This window comes from Paenibacillus sp. FSL E2-0178, from assembly GCF_038593005.1.
In the GTDB taxonomy this organism is placed as follows: Bacteria; Bacillota; Bacilli; order Paenibacillales; family Paenibacillaceae; genus Paenibacillus_AQ; species Paenibacillus_AQ phytohabitans.
The window spans coordinates 39,952-59,726 of sequence record NZ_CP151953.1 but is presented as its reverse complement, the minus strand read 5'-3'; the positions used below and the strand labels follow the sequence as shown (position 1 = coordinate 59,726).

General features: G+C 51.6%; 15 protein-coding genes. 5 read left to right on the top strand and 10 right to left on the bottom strand.

All coding sequences use genetic code 11. The features are described 5' to 3' along the window. The first annotated feature begins 165 nt into the window (after positions 1 to 165). Positions 166 to 1,389 (top strand): glucose-1-phosphate adenylyltransferase, encoded by a 1,224-nt coding sequence (locus tag MHI42_RS00295; RefSeq protein ID WP_342422309.1) that lies wholly within the window; start codon positions 166 to 168, stop codon positions 1,387 to 1,389. A gap of 92 nt (positions 1,390 to 1,481) precedes the next feature. Here the strand turns inward: MHI42_RS00295 and MHI42_RS00290 are convergent, their stop codons facing one another. From MHI42_RS00290 to MHI42_RS00265, 6 genes are all read right to left on the bottom strand, one after another. Further along, positions 1,482 to 2,567 (bottom strand): GNAT family N-acetyltransferase, encoded by a 1,086-nt coding sequence (locus tag MHI42_RS00290; protein ID WP_342422308.1) that lies wholly within the window; start codon positions 2,565 to 2,567, stop codon positions 1,482 to 1,484. After that, on the bottom strand, positions 2,564 to 3,970 hold the full coding sequence (locus MHI42_RS00285) for a HAMP domain-containing sensor histidine kinase (protein WP_342424873.1): 1,407 nt from the start codon (positions 3,968 to 3,970) through the stop codon (positions 2,564 to 2,566). The genes MHI42_RS00290 and MHI42_RS00285 overlap by 4 nt, the downstream gene beginning before the upstream one ends. Further along, positions 3,967 to 4,665: a response regulator transcription factor gene (locus tag MHI42_RS00280; RefSeq protein ID WP_039299112.1), complete on the bottom strand. Its 699-nt coding sequence runs from the start codon at positions 4,663 to 4,665 to the stop codon at positions 3,967 to 3,969. The genes MHI42_RS00285 and MHI42_RS00280 overlap by 4 nt, the downstream gene beginning before the upstream one ends. Then, positions 4,658 to 5,944, bottom strand: coding sequence for a hypothetical protein (locus tag MHI42_RS00275; RefSeq protein WP_216626424.1), 1,287 nt, complete (start codon positions 5,942 to 5,944; stop codon positions 4,658 to 4,660). Before MHI42_RS00275 ends, MHI42_RS00280 begins: the two co-directional genes overlap by 8 nt. A gap of 36 nt (positions 5,945 to 5,980) precedes the next feature. Beyond that, positions 5,981 to 6,706: an ATP-binding cassette domain-containing protein gene (locus tag MHI42_RS00270; RefSeq protein ID WP_039299118.1), complete on the bottom strand. Its 726-nt coding sequence runs from the start codon at positions 6,704 to 6,706 to the stop codon at positions 5,981 to 5,983. A gap of 89 nt (positions 6,707 to 6,795) precedes the next feature. Next, positions 6,796 to 7,932, bottom strand: coding sequence for an MFS transporter (locus MHI42_RS00265; protein ID WP_342424872.1), 1,137 nt, complete (start codon positions 7,930 to 7,932; stop codon positions 6,796 to 6,798). Positions 7,933 to 8,114: 182 nt separating this feature from the next. On the opposite strand from MHI42_RS00265, the gene MHI42_RS00260 reads away from it, so the two are divergent. The 3 genes from MHI42_RS00260 to MHI42_RS00250 all read left to right on the top strand — a co-directional run bounded on the left by MHI42_RS00260 (position 8,115) and on the right by MHI42_RS00250 (position 10,737). Next, the gene (locus MHI42_RS00260) at positions 8,115 to 9,032 is read left to right on the top strand and encodes a helix-turn-helix domain-containing protein (RefSeq protein ID WP_342424871.1); all 918 of its coding nucleotides are present in this window, start codon (positions 8,115 to 8,117) and stop codon (positions 9,030 to 9,032) included. Positions 9,033 to 9,155: 123 nt separating this feature from the next. Beyond that, positions 9,156 to 9,908 carry an HAD family hydrolase gene (locus tag MHI42_RS00255; protein WP_042137820.1) on the top strand — a complete coding sequence of 251 codons (753 nt, stop codon included), beginning with the start codon at positions 9,156 to 9,158 and terminating at the stop codon, positions 9,906 to 9,908. A gap of 85 nt (positions 9,909 to 9,993) precedes the next feature. Beyond that, the gene (locus MHI42_RS00250; RefSeq protein WP_171715936.1) at positions 9,994 to 10,737 is read left to right on the top strand and encodes a DsbA family protein; all 744 of its coding nucleotides are present in this window, start codon (positions 9,994 to 9,996) and stop codon (positions 10,735 to 10,737) included. Positions 10,738 to 10,814: 77 nt separating this feature from the next. On the opposite strand, the gene MHI42_RS00245 is transcribed toward MHI42_RS00250, so the two are convergent. The 3 genes from MHI42_RS00245 to MHI42_RS00235 form a co-directional block, all read right to left on the bottom strand. Continuing rightward, positions 10,815 to 13,082, bottom strand: coding sequence for a DNA topoisomerase 3 (locus MHI42_RS00245; RefSeq protein ID WP_342422307.1), 2,268 nt, complete (start codon positions 13,080 to 13,082; stop codon positions 10,815 to 10,817). A gap of 753 nt (positions 13,083 to 13,835) precedes the next feature. Then, positions 13,836 to 15,539 carry a proline--tRNA ligase gene (locus MHI42_RS00240; protein WP_342422306.1) on the bottom strand — a complete coding sequence of 568 codons (1,704 nt, stop codon included), beginning with the start codon at positions 15,537 to 15,539 and terminating at the stop codon, positions 13,836 to 13,838. Positions 15,540 to 15,640: 101 nt separating this feature from the next. After that, positions 15,641 to 15,913 carry a hypothetical protein gene (locus MHI42_RS00235; RefSeq protein WP_342422305.1) on the bottom strand — a complete coding sequence of 91 codons (273 nt, stop codon included), beginning with the start codon at positions 15,911 to 15,913 and terminating at the stop codon, positions 15,641 to 15,643. Between the two features lie 204 nt (positions 15,914 to 16,117). Between MHI42_RS00235 and MHI42_RS00230 the strand changes: the two genes are divergently transcribed. Next, positions 16,118 to 18,118, top strand: a complete 2,001-nt coding sequence (locus tag MHI42_RS00230) for a methyl-accepting chemotaxis protein (RefSeq protein WP_342422304.1) — start codon at positions 16,118 to 16,120, stop codon at positions 18,116 to 18,118. A gap of 109 nt (positions 18,119 to 18,227) precedes the next feature. On the opposite strand, the gene MHI42_RS00225 is transcribed toward MHI42_RS00230, so the two are convergent. Beyond that, the gene (locus tag MHI42_RS00225; RefSeq protein WP_042137832.1) at positions 18,228 to 19,715 is read right to left on the bottom strand and encodes a glutamate synthase subunit beta; all 1,488 of its coding nucleotides are present in this window, start codon (positions 19,713 to 19,715) and stop codon (positions 18,228 to 18,230) included. Positions 19,716 to 19,775: the final 60 nt, after the last annotated feature.

Below are 19,775 nucleotides of genomic sequence, written 5' to 3'. Positions count from 1 at the left end.
CCGTTTGAAAATGAATTTTGCAGGCGAATTCAATGATTTCTGAATAAAGAAAATTATTAATGTAATTTTTCTTGAAGCACAGCAATATAATTCACCTATGTCGTTTCAAGCGCTTGCCGGCAGGTTATATTACAAGCATTGACAAAAAAATGGGAGGGATAACAAATGAGTAAAAAAGATTGTATCGCCATGCTCCTGGCTGGCGGGGAAGGCCGCAGATTAGCCCCCTTGACCTCCAGTATGGCTAAGCCTGCAGTCCCTTTCGGAGGACAGTATAGAATCATTGATTTTCCACTCAGCAATTGTGTAAATTCCAAGATCGACACTATTGGAGTACTGACACAATACGAAGCCGATTCCTTGCATCAGCATATTGGGGAAGGCGAACCTTGGGGACTGCACAGCCGCAGCGATAAAGGCGTGAAGCTGCTTCCTTCAGGGGTTGAAGGCAGAGACAGCTATTCAGGTACAGCCGATGCCATTTATAAGAACATAGAATACATTGACAGCCAGAATCCGGAGCATGTGCTTATCCTGTCTGCAGATCATATCTATCATATGGATTACCGTAAAATGCTGGATTACCATGTAGGCAAAGCAGCCAAAGCCACCATTTCGGTCATGGAAGTGCCTTGGGATGAAGCCAGCCGGTTCGGTGTGATGAATGTTAATGATGATCTCCAGATCTCTGAATTTGCCGAAAAGCCAAAGGTTCCGAAAAGCAACCTCGCTTCCATGGGAATTTATATGTTTGAATGGGAGTATCTGAAAGGTTATTTGCTGCGGGATGCCGCTAATTCGGAATCCGGCCATGACTTCGGCAAGGATGTCATTCCGTCCATGCTGGATGCCAACGACCTATTGTTCGCCTACCGCTTTGACGGGTATTGGAGAGATGTAGGTACGGTTGACAGCCTCTGGGAGGCACATATGGATCTGCTGCAGTCCGAGAATGGCTTCAAGCTCGACAACTCCCGCTGGCCGATGTACAGCCGGGCTTACCGTACGAAGCTGGCTGCTTATAAACCACGGGTTCAGGCACCGCCAACAGATTGCCTGATGCACGAAACCTGCACGTTGGAAGGCAGTCTCCAGCGTTCCGTTATCTTCGGCGGTGTAGAGATCGGCAAGCTAAGCAAGATCAAGCAGAGTGTAATTATGCCTGGCGTCCGCATCGGCCGCAGTGTTCTGATTGAGAATGCGATTATCGGTGAGGGAGCAGTCATCAAAGACGGCGCTGTGATTAAAGGCAGCGCGGACAACATCGTGGTTGTCGGCCCGCATGAGATTGTAGCAGCCAAGCCAATCATCCGTACCCAGCCTTCCCGTCTGCTTCAGGAGGTCTACGAGAAGACCGGCCGTCTGCGCGCGGAAGGGATGCCTTCATAATCTTTTATCAGCCTTAAGGGCTGCTACATAAAAGGGATACAGCTAAGGTCTATCCGACCTTCTGCTGTATCCCTTTTGTAGGTTTTTCCTATTCATTTGCCGTAGGGGCGGTTTGCCCTCCACTCCCTGTCCAATATGCCCATCTCGATGCAATCGGCATAGCGCCCGCCGAATGTAGCGGCCTCACGGGAAATCCCCTCCCGTGTAAATCCGGCTGTCTCGTAGGTTTTCTGTGCCGCCGTGTTGAAATCGAAGACTCCAAGGGATATCCGGTGGAGCCGCAACCCCTCGAAGCCGATACGCAGGACTTCACGAACCATCTGCAGTCCGATTCCCCGCCCTTGGCTCCCGGGGTCGACGACGACCCTGCTTATTCTGGCCGAACCGTTCTCACGGTCGATTCCGGATAAGCTAATATGTCCAACCGCTTGTCCGGTAGCTCTCAGCACCGCACAATAGACCAGCAGACCAGACTCTGCCGGATGATTGGCTCCGTCCAGATAACGCTCAAGCTGCCGGTCATCCAGCGGGTAGGACAACGATGGACCTGCCCACTTCTTCAAATACTCCGGGGAAACACTCCATTCCTTCATTAAAGCGTAATCAGCTTCCCCCATATACCGGAGAATTACGCTGCCCGGATCGCCGGTCTCCGCTTCATACTCATACAGATTAACCAACCGGCCTGCTCCGACATCCCGGGTACCCATATAGTGAAATCCCAGGCTCTGATAGTAACGGTTAAGCTTAATATTATGGGCTACTGTATCCAGCCTGAGACCCGCACAACCCCGTTCCTCCGCTCTTCGTAACGCAAAGCGGATCATCTGGCCGCCAAGCCCCATGCCGCGGTGGGATTTGGCTACAGCGAGCCGGTGCAGATAGGCGTAGGATTCGTCATTACGGTCTCCCCAGTACTGGATATCGCTGAACTGCAGGGTGAACATCCCGGCAAGAGCTGCTCCCTCCATGGCCAGATAAACCTCTCTGCTGCTCAAATAATCCTCCACATCGCGGATGCTGAATTGCCCCGGCGTCCACTGGTTGATTCCTTTGCTCTCCATCCAGCCTGCCGCTTCACGGAGGAGCTTCAGAATATCCGCTGAATGTTCACGTCCGCCGCGGATCATCTCGGGCCTTTGTTCTGAAGAAGATTCCCCTGATTCCTGTGTATTCATGCCTTCTCCTCCTGCACATCATCAAGCGGCAAAATAACGGTAACCTGAGTACCCTTGCCAAGCTCGCTGTCCATTTCCAGCTTGCCGTTATGAAGCTCTACAATCTGCTGGGAGATCGCAAGGCCAAGGCCGGTTCCGCCGTTGAGCGCATCGACCTGGAAGAACCGGTCCCGCACTCTGGACAGATGCGCTTCGCTGATGCCGATCCCGCTATCCCTTACGGTTACGGCCATCTCCGTATTCGACAGGCGTTCAGCGGACAGGACGATACTGGAATCCTCTGGCGAGAACTTCACAGCATTGTCGACCAGATTGAGGAATACCTGCTTCAGCCGGTTCGCATCGCCTCTTATGAAGATAGTCTCTTCGCATTCCAGCAGCAGGTGAATCCGCTTCTTCTCGGCCTTAGCCCAGATATTCAGCAGCGTCTCCTGCAGCAGCACCTTGATATCCACCTGGGCAATCGACAGCTTCATTTCGTTCTGCTGCAGCTTGGAGAAGTCCAGAATCTCTTCCACCAGCCCGATCAGCCGGTCGCTCTCCTTGGAGATGATGCCCATGCCCAGCTTGGTTTCCTCGGGATCGTAGCCGCCTGAGATGAGTGTCTCACTCCAGCCCTTGATGCTGGTCAGCGGTGTCCGCAGCTCATGGGAGATCGAAGAAATGAAATCATCCTTAATCTGATTACTGCGGACAATCTCCTCTGCCATATAATTGAGCGTTGAAGCCAGTTCGGCGATTTCGTACCGGTAATCCCCCTTGATGCGGGTGGTGAACTTCCCCTTGGCCATCTGCGCCGACACAGCCGTGATATTGTTGAGCGGCCGCACAATGGAATTCGCGAGACCGAAGCTGAATAAGACCACGATCGACATAACCGCCGCCCCGATGCCAATGGAGAGCAGCGTCAGATTCAGCAGATCCTTGTTGACCCCCTCCATGGAGGTCAGGTAACGCAAGATGTAAGTTTCATGCGAGTTGATCTGCACCATCTTGGAGACGGCCATTACACTCTCATTCGTCCCGGCCTGCCGGCCCACCCAGCGCCCGACACTGCCGCCCACAGCCTCGGGAACATCACTGGTGGTGATGGTCCGGTCCGGCTGAAATCCGGTGGAACTGGTAATGATATCTCCATTCAATGTCAGAACTTCCAGTTCGGTATACTCCAGATTGAAGAAGTCGAGCAGGTTCAGCAGCTGATTCGGTGATCGTTCCGCTGAGAATTCATATTTTACGAAAGTCTCCCCCGCACTGATATGAGTGGTGATTTTGCTGTAGATGCTGTCGTAATAATACGTCCGGATCGCCAGCAGAAAAATAGTCTCCACGAGGAGAAGCGCCACAAAGACTACAAGAATATAGTGCAGTACGATCTGTCTGCGCATCCCCTTCTTAATCATTGTACCTGACCTTTCCATTTGTAGCCGTGCCCCCACACCGTCTGCAGGAATTCTGGCTCTGACGGATTATTTTCGATTTTCTGGCGCAGGCGGCGTATATTCACGTCAACGATTTTGGGATCACCCATGTACTCCTTACCCCACACATGATCGAGCAGGGAGTCGCGGCTGAGCGGCGTATTCTCCTTCTCAAGGAAGAATTGCACCAGCGAAAATTCGGTAGGCGTAAGCTCAATCGCTTCACCGCTCTTCTTGAACTGCTTCGAGATCAGATCCAGTGTAAACGGACCCGAGTGAAATGAGACTTTGGCCGACTGCTCACGGTGAACATTGACCCGGCGCAGCAGGGACTGGATACGGGCAATCAGCTCGGTTGGACTAAACGGCTTGCTGACATGATCATCCGCACCCACAGACAGTGCATATACCTTATCCTGCTCCTGAACTTTGGCTGTCAGAAAAATAATGCCGAGCCGCTCGTTAGTTTCTCTAATGCGTCTGCAGACCTCAAAGCCGTCGATGCCGGGCACCATGACATCCAGCAGGGCAATATCAATATCCGGAACCGTTGTCAGCTTATGCAGGGCCTCATTGCCGTCAGCGGCTTCGAGCACTTCAAACCCGTTGCGTTTAAGATTGATCACAATAAAACTGCGGATGGATTCTTCATCCTCCAGAATCAGTACTTTACTCATCGATTCCCTTCCTCTCTATAGAAGATTTGACTCTTCCGTTCTCTCCCCCGATGGTGTTTTGCTCCAGTTCCCCGCGGTAGCCGATCATTTTGTCCAGATCACGCCCCAGAAGCTTCCAGCCGGAGTTCTTTACCCTATCCCATTCTGCCGGTGAGAAGAACGATACCTCAGCTACAGTCTCCCCGGTGTCGAGCATAATGAATTTAAGCGATTTGTCCTGGACAGACTTGGTATCCACAGTGACATTCTCATGCCATTCCGGAGAAAAATTAATGGTAAACCGGTCCGAAGGATCATTATACAACTGAGTACTAAAGGTCAAGCCGTCTTTTCCGTCCCATTTGTAATAAGAATTGAAATACGGTATGGTCTCAGGGTCGAAATACTCCCAGCCCGAGGGGGGCTCCAGCATTCCGATCTCAATAATTCCATCCAGGTCAATATCCTCACTGACAATCTTCCGGTCCTTGAAGGTCCGTACATCCCCCGGAATGGCTACGCGCAGCTTGTTATTCTCCATAACAACAATTGTTGTATAGGCAGAGCGCGAATCCACAGCAGAATCCAGAACTATACCTTCTTTGTTCTCCGCCACTTTTCCTGAGACAATATTGTAATAATTATCGAAATAGGGGTCCAGATTATCCAATTCGTCAAGCACCTTGAAGCTGTCGTTGTATTGGTAGGTAGTTATTGTGGCGAATTCATTGCGTTTGAAATACACGACTGTAATGTCGGCAATCCCGTCCTCGTTCAAATCATCCAGTATATATTTGGTGTAAGGCTTCGTCAGTATTTCTTCCAGCTCTCCGCCGGAATAACTGTAGACCACCATGCCCTTTTCTTCCCCGCGCGAATAGCCGGTAACAATATCAAGCTTCCCGTCACCCGTCACATCCCTAAGATCAACCGAATCCAGCATCGTTCCGTCACCGTCAAAAACAAGCTTCTTGACCCAGGTGTCCTCATGCTTCTCCAGAATCATCCCGTGGATCACTACAGCTTCATTCTTCGTCTGGTAGAAGACAAGCGTCTCCATAATCCCGTCTTTGTCCAGATCCTCGGTAAAAATAGAACTGTCATCATCATTGGCCGGACGGATCAGCGTTGCATCGAGCGGCTTCAGTGAGGAATTAATCGCTGTCATCAGCGAAGCTTTGTCAGCGGACAGCTGCGGCACCTTCATCTGGGAAACAGGATCGCTGATGAAGGTACAGCCGGACATTACAAACAGGGACAAAGAGGCTGCTGTAAGCCTTCCGAGTAACCGTTTATTCAACTTCATCACTCTCTCCTTATTGCACACCTTGCCGCTTCACAGATGCAGCCGCTCCTGTGAGGTCAGCCGGCGCCCCTTCACATCATGTTTGATTCTTCCGTCTTCCAGTACCCATAACCGGCTGGCGAAACGTTCCGCCAGTTCAATCGGCAGTACAGTAATCACGGTTAATCCAGTTTCCTTGCACAGCTTACGGAGCGTTTCAAGCACATTCTCCGCAGTCTTGGGGTCCAGACCGGTAACAGGTTCATCGGCAAGTATAACCTTAGCACCGTGAACCAATGCGCGGGCGATGGCCACACGCTGACGTTCACCGCCGCTGAGGTGGCTCGTCTTCATCTTTGCTTTGTCCAGCAGACCCAGCAGATCAAGCTGGTCCATCGCTCCCATATAATCATCAGAGCGGACCATTCCTGTAGCCATCCGCCACAGAGGTGTCTGTGAGGCTTGTCCGATCAGCACGTTCTTCAGTGCCGTACGGTTCGGATTCAGCTCCGCATTCTGCTCCAGATAGGCCCATTCGCGGCGGATTTTGCGTTTGCCGGCAAAAGGGCTCTTCATGATGTCCCTGCCGTCCACCCGGAAATTCCCTCTATCCCATTTCTCGCGCAGCGCCAGGCATTTCAGAAGTGTCGATTTCCCGCTTCCGCTGGCTCCCAGAATAACCACAAATTCACCCGGTTCTAATTGAAATCCGATATCCTGCAGAACTGGTGCTTTATCTTCCCCGACCGCTTTGGCCAAATGTTCAACTGTAATCATAGTTCAGCCTCTCCTGTCTTCAACTCTACTCTATAGTGTACTCTGAAAGCGGGATCAAATTCCATGCGAGCATTCGTTCTTATCTTACCTCAAATTATCTTCCGTGGCGAGAATAATAAGCCTGTCAGTCCGAAGAGAATATATAAACCACCCATTACTGCAAATACACTGCCACCCCATCCGAATTGCAGCAGCAGCCCGCCGACACCGGGTCCGGCGATACTTCCGAGGCTATAATGGAAGGAAGACACAACATTCGCCGCCGGAAGCAGATGGCGCGGCAGGATATCTGCGGCATAGCTTAGGCCAAGGGAGAAGAAGGAGCCTACCAGGCCTCCGGCAATCATCAGGAGCAGCAGATTCAGCAGAAAATGCTCTCCGGCCAGCGGAAGCAGTGTGAAGGCAAGGCCTCCGCCTACTCCCGAAGCAATCAGGATGGCTCTGCGGCCATAGCGGTCGCTCCATATGCCAAGCGGCAGCTGCAGCAGCAGGCCGCCAATGCCGGCAAACGGCAGTAGCGTAGCGATCTGATCCGTACTGAAGCCGATCCGCAGTCCGTAGACAGGGAAGTTACTGTTCAGGCTCGCTTCCATATATCCGTATAGCAGTGCCGGGATCAGTGCGTACCAGGCCAGCCTGTAGCTTCGTCCGAACCGTTTGGCCTGACCTTCACTATGGTCTATCGGGTCCTGACGGGAATCCGGCAGTTTGACCGCAACGAGCAGCAGGACAAGCACGAACAGTCCGGCAGTAATCAGAAACGGCGCGGACGGGCCGAAACGCAGCAGGATGATGCCCAGCGGTCCCAGGCTGAAGCCCAGTCCGTAGGACATTCCATACAGGGACAGATTGCGGCCGCGGTGCTCGGCGGGTGACATCAGCAGTACCCATAGCTGAGCGGCGTAGTTAATGGCTGAATCACCTATGCCTACCAGCAGCCGGAGCACGAACCAGACCTTGACCCCGGGAAGCAGCGGGAACAGGAGCAGTGTCACCAGCACCAGACTGAGGCCTGCGGCAATGAGCTTCTTGAAGCCGATGGCGCCAAGTACCCGCTCTGCAATCAGGGTCATTGCGAAGGATCCTACGTATAGCGCTGCGGCATTTAATCCGTTCAGTGAGGAGGATACACCCTTTTGCTCGAGCAGAATGGATAATACCGGCAGCAGCATCCCCTGGCTAAGTCCTGCCAATATAATTACGGTAATCAAAATCATATAATTCATTTTGCTGCTGTGCTCAAGCGGTATAGATTTGGAATCGGACACGAATAAATCCTCCTATGTAATTCAGCGGTGATCAAAACTGCCGTCAGAGCGGCAAACACCGAACATTATAGTGGACAACCCTCTTCAAAACAAGAGATAATATATAGAAGTGACGGATTTTCTGGAGGTGACCCGGCTTGATGAAGTATGAACTCGAAATTGATGTATCACCCGTATATGAACTGCTGGACAGTTTTATGCTATATGTGACGAAGAAATGGATTTCCAATCTGGAGATCGGCACCGATTGGGTTCGGGATGTAGACGGCCGGTTCCCGCCGATGCAGCTGGCCGCGCTGAAGCAGGCTGCCGAGTGGCCTTTTGACGACTATGATGTGCTCTATGCCTGGGCTTACAGCCGGGGGGAAGCTTCCAAAGTACTGCAGTTCCTGAATGAGCTTGAAGCCTCTACCGTTGAGGATTGCCTGGTGCGGACCGCCCCCTTCTTCCACAACTTCACACTTGAAGAATGTGCCCGGATCAAGAACGGTTATACCCCGCTGCTGCGGATGTGGTATGAGCATTATTTCCGTCATGTGGAACACACAATCCTGCCGCTCCTGATTGAAGACGCATCCGAGAAAAAAATGCTTGAGAGCAAAATGGACATGGTGCCGCTGATCGAATATGCCTCGGGCGGTGTTGTTATTGAAGATATTCCTGAGCTGAAGACCATTGTGCTGCTTCCTACGGTACATAACCGGCCGATCAATACTTATTGCTTCTATAAGAATCTGATGCTTGTACAATATCCGGTCGATGTACCCTCCGAGAATGAAGAGGAGCCGCCTACCGTGCTGCTCCGGTTAACCCAGGCCCTCTCCGACCCGACCCGGCTGAGACTGCTCCGCTTTGTGGCGGGTGAGCCCAAGACCCTGTGGGAAATGCAATCCGAGCTGAACCAGTCGCGGGAGATGCTGATGCATCATCTGCTCAGTCTGCGGGTCGCCGGACTGCTGCGCGTACATCTGCGCGGTGAAGGCACTGAACGCTACAGCATACGGCCGGATGGCGCAGCTGAACTTCAGATGTTTCTGGAGTCCTATATTCGTATATAATAATTGTACATTTACAGCAGAGGCGTATTTACTTACACAACCAGGCGGATGCTTCAGGAGCAGGTTTTGTTCGAAGCGCACATCATAGAAGGATTCCTCACAAAACATTTAGGAGTGAGCAGTATGAAATATTTGACACAACAAGTAATCTTCGATCTGGACGACACCCTGGTGCACTGCAACAAATATTTTGACCTCATTCTAGGCCGGTATTTCGAGCTTATGTCGGACTGGTTCAGTGATTACGGACCAACCATGAGCGAGTTCCGCACCAAGCAGGTAGAAATCGATGTAGAAACAGTCAGCACCAGCGGACTGGCCAGCGATAATTTCCCGAAATCCCTGATTGCCACATACCGATATTTCGCCGCCAAATTTAACCGCAAGACCGATCCGTTTGAGGAGCAGCAGCTGATGAAGCTCGGCCTGAGCGTATATGATCAGGAGGTTGAAGCCTACCCGGGTATGGTGGAAACCCTTGATACCTTGAAGCAGGATGGTCATTCCCTGTACCTATACACCGGCGGAGATGATTCCATCCAGCAGCGCAAAATCGCCCAAATGAAGCTGGACGCCTACTTCGATGACCGGATCTACATCCGCCAGCATAAGAATGTGGAGGCGCTTGAGAATATCCTGACCACTTACAATTTCGACCGCAAAATAACCTGGATGATCGGCAACTCCCTGCGGACGGACGTGCTTCCCGCGCTGACTGCCGGCATTAACAGCATCTATCTGAAGCAGCAGAATGAGTGGCTCTACAACCTGATTGAGCTTCAGCGTGAAATGCAGCAGTCGGTCATGACCATTTCAGCAATTCATGAGGTACCGCCGGTGATCCGTTCGGCTGCCCTGCGCAAGCATCACGGGTAACTGGTGTTACAAATGACATATGCAGCCTGCTGCGGGTATTATTATACTATTTGAGTAGATTTTCATCCCGCGCAGGAGGTAGGCAATGAACAAACCTATGAAATCTAAGAATTCCAAGAATTCCACGGGTAACAAACGTCTGCTCCCCATGTTGCTTGCAGTCATTGTGGTTCTTTTGGTGGTTTTACTGTTCTTCATCACTACAGGCAGCAAATCATCCGGTTCAGCCGAACTAGAGGGCCTGCCCAATTACACAGATGTGAAGGGAACAATCGTTGTTGACGGGCTGAAATATGAGAAACAGCCTCATCTGGGCAAGGAAGATGCTAAGGTGAAGGTCATTGAGTTTGCCGATTTCAAATGTCCAGCCTGCAAAAAATGGACCGCAACCTATCTGGATACGTTCATCAATGATTACGTGGATACCGGAAAAGCACAGTTCTACTTCATGAACTTTGCCTTCATTGACCGGGACTCCTATCTTGCCGCCAGTGCAGGTGAAGCCATATACAAGCAGAGCAATGAGAAGTTCTGGGAATATGTCCACAAGCTCTATGCCAATCAGGGGGATGAGAGCAAGATCTGGGCTACGCAGAAGTTCATCCTGAAATTCGTTAAGGATAACATCGAAGGCATCGATTACGGACAGTTCGAGCAGGACGTCAAGAACCATACTTATATGTTCGATGTAAAAGAAGACTTCAAGATCGCCGGCGCTTACGGTGTAAACGGCACGCCCAAGTTCATGGTGAACGGCGTTCTGCTGCCGGACTCCTCTTATGAAGGCTTAAGCGCTGCAATTGACAGCGCGCTGCAAGGAGCTAAGTAACTTCACAGCCTATAAAAGCATATAGAAAAGCGCCCCGGCCGGGAAAAACTGGCCGGGGCGCTTTTTTCATTAATGAATTATTCCACAGCCAGCTGTCCTGTATCCATGTTGGTCAGCACCAGCTTGCCTTCCAGCGGAGAGCCGTCTTCGGCAGCCAGCTTCAGCTTGCCGGTCTTGCCCTTCTCGATCAATGCTTTCACCTGGGCGTCGGTGAGCGTGCGGCCGTGATTTTCTTTCCAGATCACGAATTTGCAGCCTTCCTTGTAATGGGAGCAGCCGTAGCCCTTGCGGCCCATGAAGATCATCCCGCCGCAGCCGGGACGCGGGCAGCTGCCGATTATCTTCGGCCCGGAATCATCTGCTTTCGCGGCAGCCGGCTCGCTGCGTTTTCTTGCCACAGCCGGTTTGTCGGCGGCTTTGCGGTCCGCAGCTTTGCGCGGCGCAGCTCCCGCACTGCGTCCTTTGGCTCCGGCGTTCAGCGAAGGGGTTTCGCCTTCGAAGGAGGTTTTGGCTGCACGGGACTGCACCCGGACCTTGTCCACGATCATGGAGGCGAAACGTTTGACGTTCTCCATGAATTGGCCGTCCGCGGCTGTGCCGCGGGCAATCTCATTCAGGCGGCGCTCCCATTGGCCGGTCATTTCCGGCGAAGTCAGCAGCTCGACGCCCGCACCGCGGATCAGCTCAATCGCCGTCCGGCCCTTTTGGGTGATGGCGATTTTTTTACCCTGCATCTCCACGTAGCCGACATTCTTCAGCCGCTCAATGGTTGCTGCCCGTGTCGCCGGAGTGCCGAGCCCCGAATCCTTCATGGCATCGCGGAGCTCCTCATCCTCAATCTGCTTGCCTGCGCTTTCCATCGCCTTGAGCAAAGTCCCTTCCGTGTAATGCTTCGGCGGCTGGGTATCCTTCTCCTTAACGATGGCGTCACTGCAGACAACCTCATCCGTTGTTGAGATCGAGAACGGCTCGTTCACCTCAACCTCCTCGTCCTCCTCATCCTCCTTGCCTTTGCCCTTGGCCGGTTTGGACTTGTCCTTCTTCTGGTCTCCGTAAATCACCTTCCAGCCCAGGCTGAGCAGCTCCTTGACGGTGGTTTTGAACTTCTCATTCTCCACTTCGGTGATTACAGTATGCACCTTGTATTCAGCAGCCGGATAGAACTGGGAGAGGAACCGGCGGACGACCAGGTCGTACAGCTTGGCCTCATCCGCGCTCAGTCCGTTCGCCTTGCGGTTCGTCGGCAGAATGGCATGGTGATCCTCAACCTTGGACGGGTTACAGATAAACTTATTGCCTTTATGGACCAGGTTGCGGTTGGCACCCTTCACCCATTCATCGTACTGCGTACCTTGCAGCGCCGACAGCGTCTTGTGCATCTCCGGGATGTTCTGCTCCGTCACATAGTTGGAGTTAGTACGCGGATAAGAAATCACTTTGTGTTTTTCATAGAGCGCCTGGGCAATATCCAGCGTTTTTTTGGCCGAAAATGCATATTTCCCGTTCGCCTCACGCTGCAGCAGCGTCAAATCATACAGCTTGTTCGGATATTCCTTGGTTTCCTTAACCTCATACGATTCAATTCTGGCAGGCTTGCCCTTCACTTTGGCTGCAAGCGCTTCTGCCTTGGCACCGTCAGTGAGCCGGTCCCCCTGCCACATTCCCTTGTAGTTCAGTTCGTTCTGGCTGAAATGCCCCTCCACCTCAAAAAACTTCAGCGAGGAGAACGCCTCAATTGTCTTCTGGCGGTCATAAATCAGCGCAAGCACGGGGGTCTGCACCCGACCTACAGACAGCAGCACATTGTGCTTGGTCGTAAACGCCCGCGAACCGTTCATCCCGATCAGCCAATCCGCTTCACTGCGTGCCCTTGCCGCCTTGGTCAGATTCTCGTATTCCGATCCGTCCTTCAGCTCCTGGAACCCTTTGCGGATCGTTTCCGGTGTCAGGTCAGATATCCACAGCCGCTTGACCGGCTGGCTGAGCTCCAGATGGCGCTGGATTAGCGAGAAAATATGCTGCCCTTCGCGCCCGGCATCACAGGAATTGACCAGCAGGTCGCTGCGCTTCGCCAGCTCTCCGATCACCTTCAGCTGATCCAGTGTGCGCGCATTCGGCACCAGCTTGAACTGCTCCGGAATGATCGGCAGATCATTAATGTTCCACTTTTTATATTTGTTGTCGTAAGCTTCCGGCTCCGCCAGGCCAATCAGATGCCCGATCGCCCAGGTGATAATGTACTGCTCCCCTTCCAGATAGGAACGGTAATTTTTGGCCTTCGGTTCTATTGCGGCGGCGATATTCCGCCCCATGTCCGGTTTTTCCGCAATAATGAGTGTCTTCAAAAATAATCGCTCCTTACCCATGGTTCTTCCAAAATACGTCCAGTAGTCTATTATAGCATTACTTCACCACTTTTTAACGTATTGACTTGAAGACTGAGTTCAGACTCGCGGAATTAGCGGTTATAGCTCACAGGTTGAGTCCCAGTTCAATAAATATTTTCTCATTCCAATAGATACATCTAAATATGTCATTTCGCACTATTTATTCGCGGCTGCTGGGTATTCATTTTTTGCCGGAGGAATTCTATGAAGAAATAAATATATATCAGGGTGTTATATCTTCATTGGCTTATATGCTGATCTGGTTGCCTTACTTACTCATATCTAAAAGAGTGAAAAACACATTTGCGTAAAAGACGCAGTTTTTGTTACGGGTAATCAAACGGAGTTATTTATAATGTTGTACGTTGTGCAGCTCTGATTCGTAAATACCCAGACGTGCAGGCGGATTGTTGTACAAAATACAAGAATTGTTCCGATTAGACACATAATGCCTGAGAATTGCTGCATTCCATACAACATTTTTACATTGTGGCCGATTTTATGAGGGAAATGTTGTATTTCGTGCAGGATTTTATATCAAAGGATACCGATAAAGAATATTACTTTGAAAATGCCCATCCGCTTATGGAAGAACTGCCTGCTGCGTTTCGGAGTACAGAGGTAGATGTTTATATTGGATAGATACAGCAGGCCGATTAGGTTCCATTGAAACCTTAATCGGCCTTTGTACCATGTCCCGCTCAAGTAACCTTAGATCCCGCTCACCCGCGCCACAGCCTCACTGATATCAATCACTTCTTTGGTCCCGGCTCGGCGGTCCATATATTCGACCTTCTGCTCTGCTGCCCCCTTGCCCACGACCAGAGCAACCGGAATACCGATCAGCCCGGAATCCTTGAACTTGACCCCGGCCCGCTCATCCCGGTCATCCAGCAGCGTCTCAATGCCGATGGCGGTGAGCTGTGCGTACAAGGCTTCAGCAACCTCACGCTGGCCCTCATCCTTCACGGACATCAGCAGAATGTGAACCGTATAAGGAGCTATGGCCGCCGGCCAGATCAGCCCCTGGTCATCATGATTCTGCTCTGCGACTGATGACAGGAGCCGCGAAATTCCGATACCATAGCAGCCCATCACCATAGGCTGGCTCCGCCCGGCCGTATCTAAGAAGGTCGCACCAAGCTTCTCACTATAGACTGTGCCGAGCTTGAAGACATGCCCTACCTCAATCCCCTGATGAAACACCAGCTTCCCTTCGCCACACTCCGGACAGATATCACCTGCAGCAGCGTTGCGGAAATCCCCAACATGCGCAAGCGTGAAATCGCGGCCAGGTACTACGCCACGCAGATGGTAATCTTTTTCCCCGGCACCCGTGACCGCCTCTGTCATGACGGCAACGGCTGCGTCAACCAGGATGGTCAAAGACAATCCTGCCGGACCGACAAAGCCGCTCTCAACTCCGGCCGCCGCCTGCACACTATCATACTCAGCCAATGCGATTTCACCGCAGCCCAGATACTTCTTTACCTTCAGTTCATTGACCTCATGATCTCCCCGCACCAGCACGGCAAAGGACCGGCCGCCGCCGGTGTAGATCAGCGTCTTGATAATATCCTGCGGTTTGATCCGGCTCTCCTGCTCCAGCTGCTGGATCGTCTTCTGATTAGGCGTGTGGAACTTTACAGGTACAGGGATGCCGCTGTAATCCCGCTCCTCGAATGCTGCTCCGCCGCGTACTTCAGCCTGCTCCAGATTTGCGGCATAATCGCAAATGGAGCAGACCGCAACCGTATCCTCCCCAATCTCTGACAAAGCCATAAATTCGTGATTCTGGCCTTTTCCGCCGATCGCTCCGGCATTGGCCTGCACTGCCCGGTAGGTCAGACCGCAGCGGTTAAATATCCGCCCGTAGGCATTGTACATCTGCTCATAGTTCATATCGAGACCTTCCCAGCCTGTGTCAAAAGAGTAGGCATCCTTCATAAGGAACTCCCTGCCCCGCAGCAGCCCTGAACGCGGACGGCGTTCATCACGGAACTTCGTCTGAATCTGATACACGGTAAGCGGAAGCCTCCTGTATGAGCTAATCTCATCCCTTACAAGAGTCGTCACTACCTCTTCATGGGTAGGTCCCAGCACAAATTCCCGTTCATGACGGTCCTGCAGCTTCATAAGCTCCTTACCGTACACATCATATCGGTCCGATTCTTTCCAGAGCTCTGCGGGCTGCAGAGAAGGCATAAGCAGCTCTTGCGCTCCGGAGGCATCCATCTCTTCCCTGACAATATTCTCAATCTTGCGGAGTACCCTCCGCCCCAGCGGCATATATGTATACACTCCTGCCGCCAGCTGGCGGATATATCCGGCGCGCAGCAGCAGCTGGTGGCTCATCGTTTCTGCTTCAGCAGGGGCTTCGCGGAGAGTTGTGACAAATAGATTGGTTTGGCGCATAGTGATCAGCCTCTTTCTTTCGATAAATATTTTTAGTGCCCAGCTTAATAACTCCAAAAGGACGCAAAAAAGACGCATCCGTCAGGGACGAATGCGTCGTGTTACCACCCTGGTTCAACCGCCATACAGAGCCTGGCGATCCTCAAATCCGGATAACGGCCGGGGCCGGCAGCATTATGCATATCGCCATAAGCTGCAGCTTCCAAGGCAGGGTATGCTTCACGCGCACTTGAGGGACCTTTCAGCCGGTGAATCCCCTCTCTGTTCTGGCGGGTACGGAAACATAGATCCTTGGTCAACGCTTTGTACACTATAAATATTGTACTTAATCTATACGATATTTCGGCAACCGTCAAGTCCTGACTGATAAACATCTAATGGATAAACCACCACTTTTTGTTAAATGTATCCCCTTTCATATAGATTGAAGCGAAGTGCAATTAAATATTTTTTCCAGACGTCTTCAGATATGAAAAAACTGTGTCGATAAACCGAATATATGAGTAGAGTTATTCAAAGAAACGGCTACATTCACATATAAAAGCCGATTTCCATGTATCCGAGGGGGAACCATTCCAATGTCCAAATCCGTCAACCGTTCTAAACGAAAATCCAAGTCAGGGTCGCTGCAAAGAAAAATGATGATCCTATTCAGTATTATGCTGGTGATCCCCATCCTGCTCGTAAGTACTTTCTCCTATTTCAGTGCAAACAAGCAATTGAAGATCAAAATGCAGGATGCCACACATTCCAGTGTGGATCTGGTCGCAAGTACAATCAACGAATATGTTTCAGCCGCAATGCGAAATGTAGATTTGCTAAGCCAGCAGATTAATTCTTCCGATATTGATGCAAATTCACCGGAAACGCGTACGCTGATTGAATTGTTCATGAAGGCGCATCCCGAGCTGGAGATCCTAACGGTGGGCAATAATCAGGGTGCCTGGATGAAAGCCCCCGATCCCGGGAAGCAGGAATATGATCCGCGCACCAGAGACTGGTATAAAGCAACCCTGCTGAATCCCGGTAAAATCACAATCATCGATCCTTTTGTCTCAGCAACAACCGGCAACTATACGCTCTTTATCTCGGAAACGCTGAAGGATGGCCAGGGTGCGATTACAACCAGCCTCAACCTGAAAGCCTTAAGTGAGAAAATCAACAAGACCACGCCAGGGGAAACAGGCTATTTTTATATTGTTGACCGGAATCATAAGTTCGTCTCTCATCCCGTAAAAGCTGCAGGTGATGATGTAGCAGACTATGTCGTGGAGATGCTGGTTAATGAAAGCGGAGATCTCGACTATACAAATCCGGATTCAGGCATGGATATGCGGGGTTACTATACAACCGATGCCAATACCGGATTCAAGATTGTCGGCATTCTTCCGACCCAGGAATTCTCTGATTCGACGCAGCCAATTATTAATACAGGAGCAATTGTACTGGCCTTGTCTCTGATCGTCAGCATGACCTTATTGTTCCTGATTATCCGCTCCATCACGAATCCGATCCGCAGTCTGAACCGTTCCGCGCAGCGGGTGAGCGAAGGGTATCTGAACGAACAGATTCACATTAACCGGTCGGACGAAATCGGCCAGCTGGCGGAGAATTATAATCTGATGGTAGGTTCTCTGCGCGGTATCGTTTCTGATATTTCAGACACTTCGGCACAGCTTGCCTCTTCAAGCCAGCAGCTTACAGCCACGACTGAGGAGAACTCCAAAGCTACTGCTTATGTGACCGGACTCGTGCAGGAATCTTCAGAAGGTGCTGAAACGCAGACTTCAGCGATGGCCGAGACCTCGCGTGCGATGGAGGAAATGTCTTCAGGTATCCAAAAAATCGCTGAAGCTGCAGCCACCATTGTAGATTCTTCAGCCAATACAGAAGCTGACGTGCTTAGCGGCAGCCTCAAGATCGAACAGGTCAGCCGGCAGATGGATGCCATCCGTACCTCCACCCACCACTCTTCGGAGCTGATCGGCCAATTAAACGGCCTGAACACCGAAGTCTCGGCTATGAGCAGCGCGATTACGGCCATTGCCGTACAGACAAACCTGTTGTCGCTGAACGCCGGAATCGAAGCCGCACGGGCCGGAGAACATGGCAGAGGATTCGCTGTAGTTGCCACTGAGGTACGGAAGCTGGCGGATCAATCGAAGAATACCGCCGGAGATATCCAGGATACCCTGCTGCAGATGACCCGGCTGATTGATCAGACCTATGAAGCCATCCGGCATACGGTTGCAGCAGATGTAGATTTGGGCATTCAGGTTACTGCCGAAGCTAAGGAAGCATTTATCAGTATTGAGCACTCCACGACCAAAATCAACAGCCAGCTGCATGACATCTCGGCCATTACCGAGCAAATGTCTGCCGGTGCGCAGGAGGTTGCTGCTTCTGTTCATGAAATTTCCGGCATCTCGCGTTCGACTTCAGATGCATTCCAGAGCGTAACAGCGGCTACCGAGCAGCAGCTTGCCTCCATGGAGGAAATCTCCTCCTCCTCCACCGAGCTGTCCAAGATGGCCGCAGCCCTGCAGCTTAAGATCGAACGCTTCAAGCTGGAGGACTAGTTCACGTGGATTACAGTCTTATAGCAGCACACAAAAAACCGTCACTCAGCAAATGCTGGGATGACGGCTTTTTTGTGCATTTTATTATATTATTAAGGCGTCTTATTATCTAGACGAGTACGGTAGAACCCATCAGATATCTATCAACTTCACGTGCCGCTTCACGGCCTTCGTTGATCGCCCAGACCACCAGACTCTGACCACGGCGCATATCTCCGGCTGCGAATACTTTATCCACATTGGTGTTGAACTTACCGTAACGGGCCTTTACATTACTGCGGCGGTCCGTATCCAGCTTGAGCTCTTCAATAATATCCTGCTCCGGTCCGTCGAAGCCGATCGCGATCAGCGCAAGCTGAGCGGGATAGACAGCCTCAGTTCCCGGAACCGGCTGGTAAATCTTCCGTCCGGTCTCATCCACCATACGGCGGATTTGCACGGTGTGCAGCTCCTTGAGGTTGCCTTCTTCATCGCCTACAAACTTCGTAGTCATGATGGAGAATTCACGCGGATCTTCACCGAAGACCGCCTTGGCTTCCTGCTGGGCATAATCCAGCGTATAGACATTAGGGAATTGCGGCCATGGGTTAGCGATCGGATCGCGCTCCAGCGGCGCCTTGTCATGCGTACCGAACTGTGTAATGCTGCTACAACCGTGACGCAATGAGGTAGCCACGCAGTCGGAACCCGTGTCCCCGCCGCCAAGTACGATAACATCCTTGCCGGCAGCCGATACATAGTTACCATCCTCCAGATTGGAATTCAGATAGCTCTTAATCGTACCGTTAAGGTAATCCATAGCGTACATTACGCCATTCAGCTCATTGCCTTCTACATTGAAGCGTCTGGCTTTGGTCGCTCCGCCGCAGAGTACAACGGCATCATATTCATCCACCAGCTGCTGTGCAGGAATATCCTTGCCGATTTCTGTATTCACTACGAACTGGATACCTTCCGCTGCCAGCAGATCCACACGGCGCTGCACGACACGTTTGTCCAGCTTCATGGTAGGGATGCCATACATCAGGAGGCCGCCGATGCGGTCGCTGCGTTCAAAGACCGTCACAGTATGGCCAGCTTTGTTCAGCTGAGCTGCTGCCGCCAGACCTGCCGGTCCGGAGCCGACAATGGCAACCCGTTTGCCTGTGCGTTTCTCCGGAGGGTTCGGTACCACCCAACCCTCTTCAAAGCCTTTGTCTACAATTGCCAGCTCAATGGTCTTAATGGTGACAGGCTGGCCAATCAGGCCGACGGTACATGAACCCTCACAGGGTGCAGGACAGATGCTGCCCGTAAATTCCGGGAAATTATTCGTCTTATGCAGACGTTCCAGCGCTTCCTTCCACAATCCCCGGTAGACAAGATTATTCCATTCCGGAATAAGATTATGCACCGGACAGCCCGAGGTACCGCCGCTCATATCTATGCCGGTATGGCAATAAGGTGTTCCACAATCCATACAGCGGGCACCCTGGGTCCGAAGCTCGTCCTCGGTCAGATGCTCATGGAACTCTTCCCAATCCTTGATGCGCTGCTCGGGATCCCGGTCCCCTGGGAGCTGGCGCTTATACTCCATAAATCCAGTAGGTGTAGACATATTTACGTTTCCCCCATCCGTTCTCTTCGTGTTGATGTATAGTACACTATAACATACCTG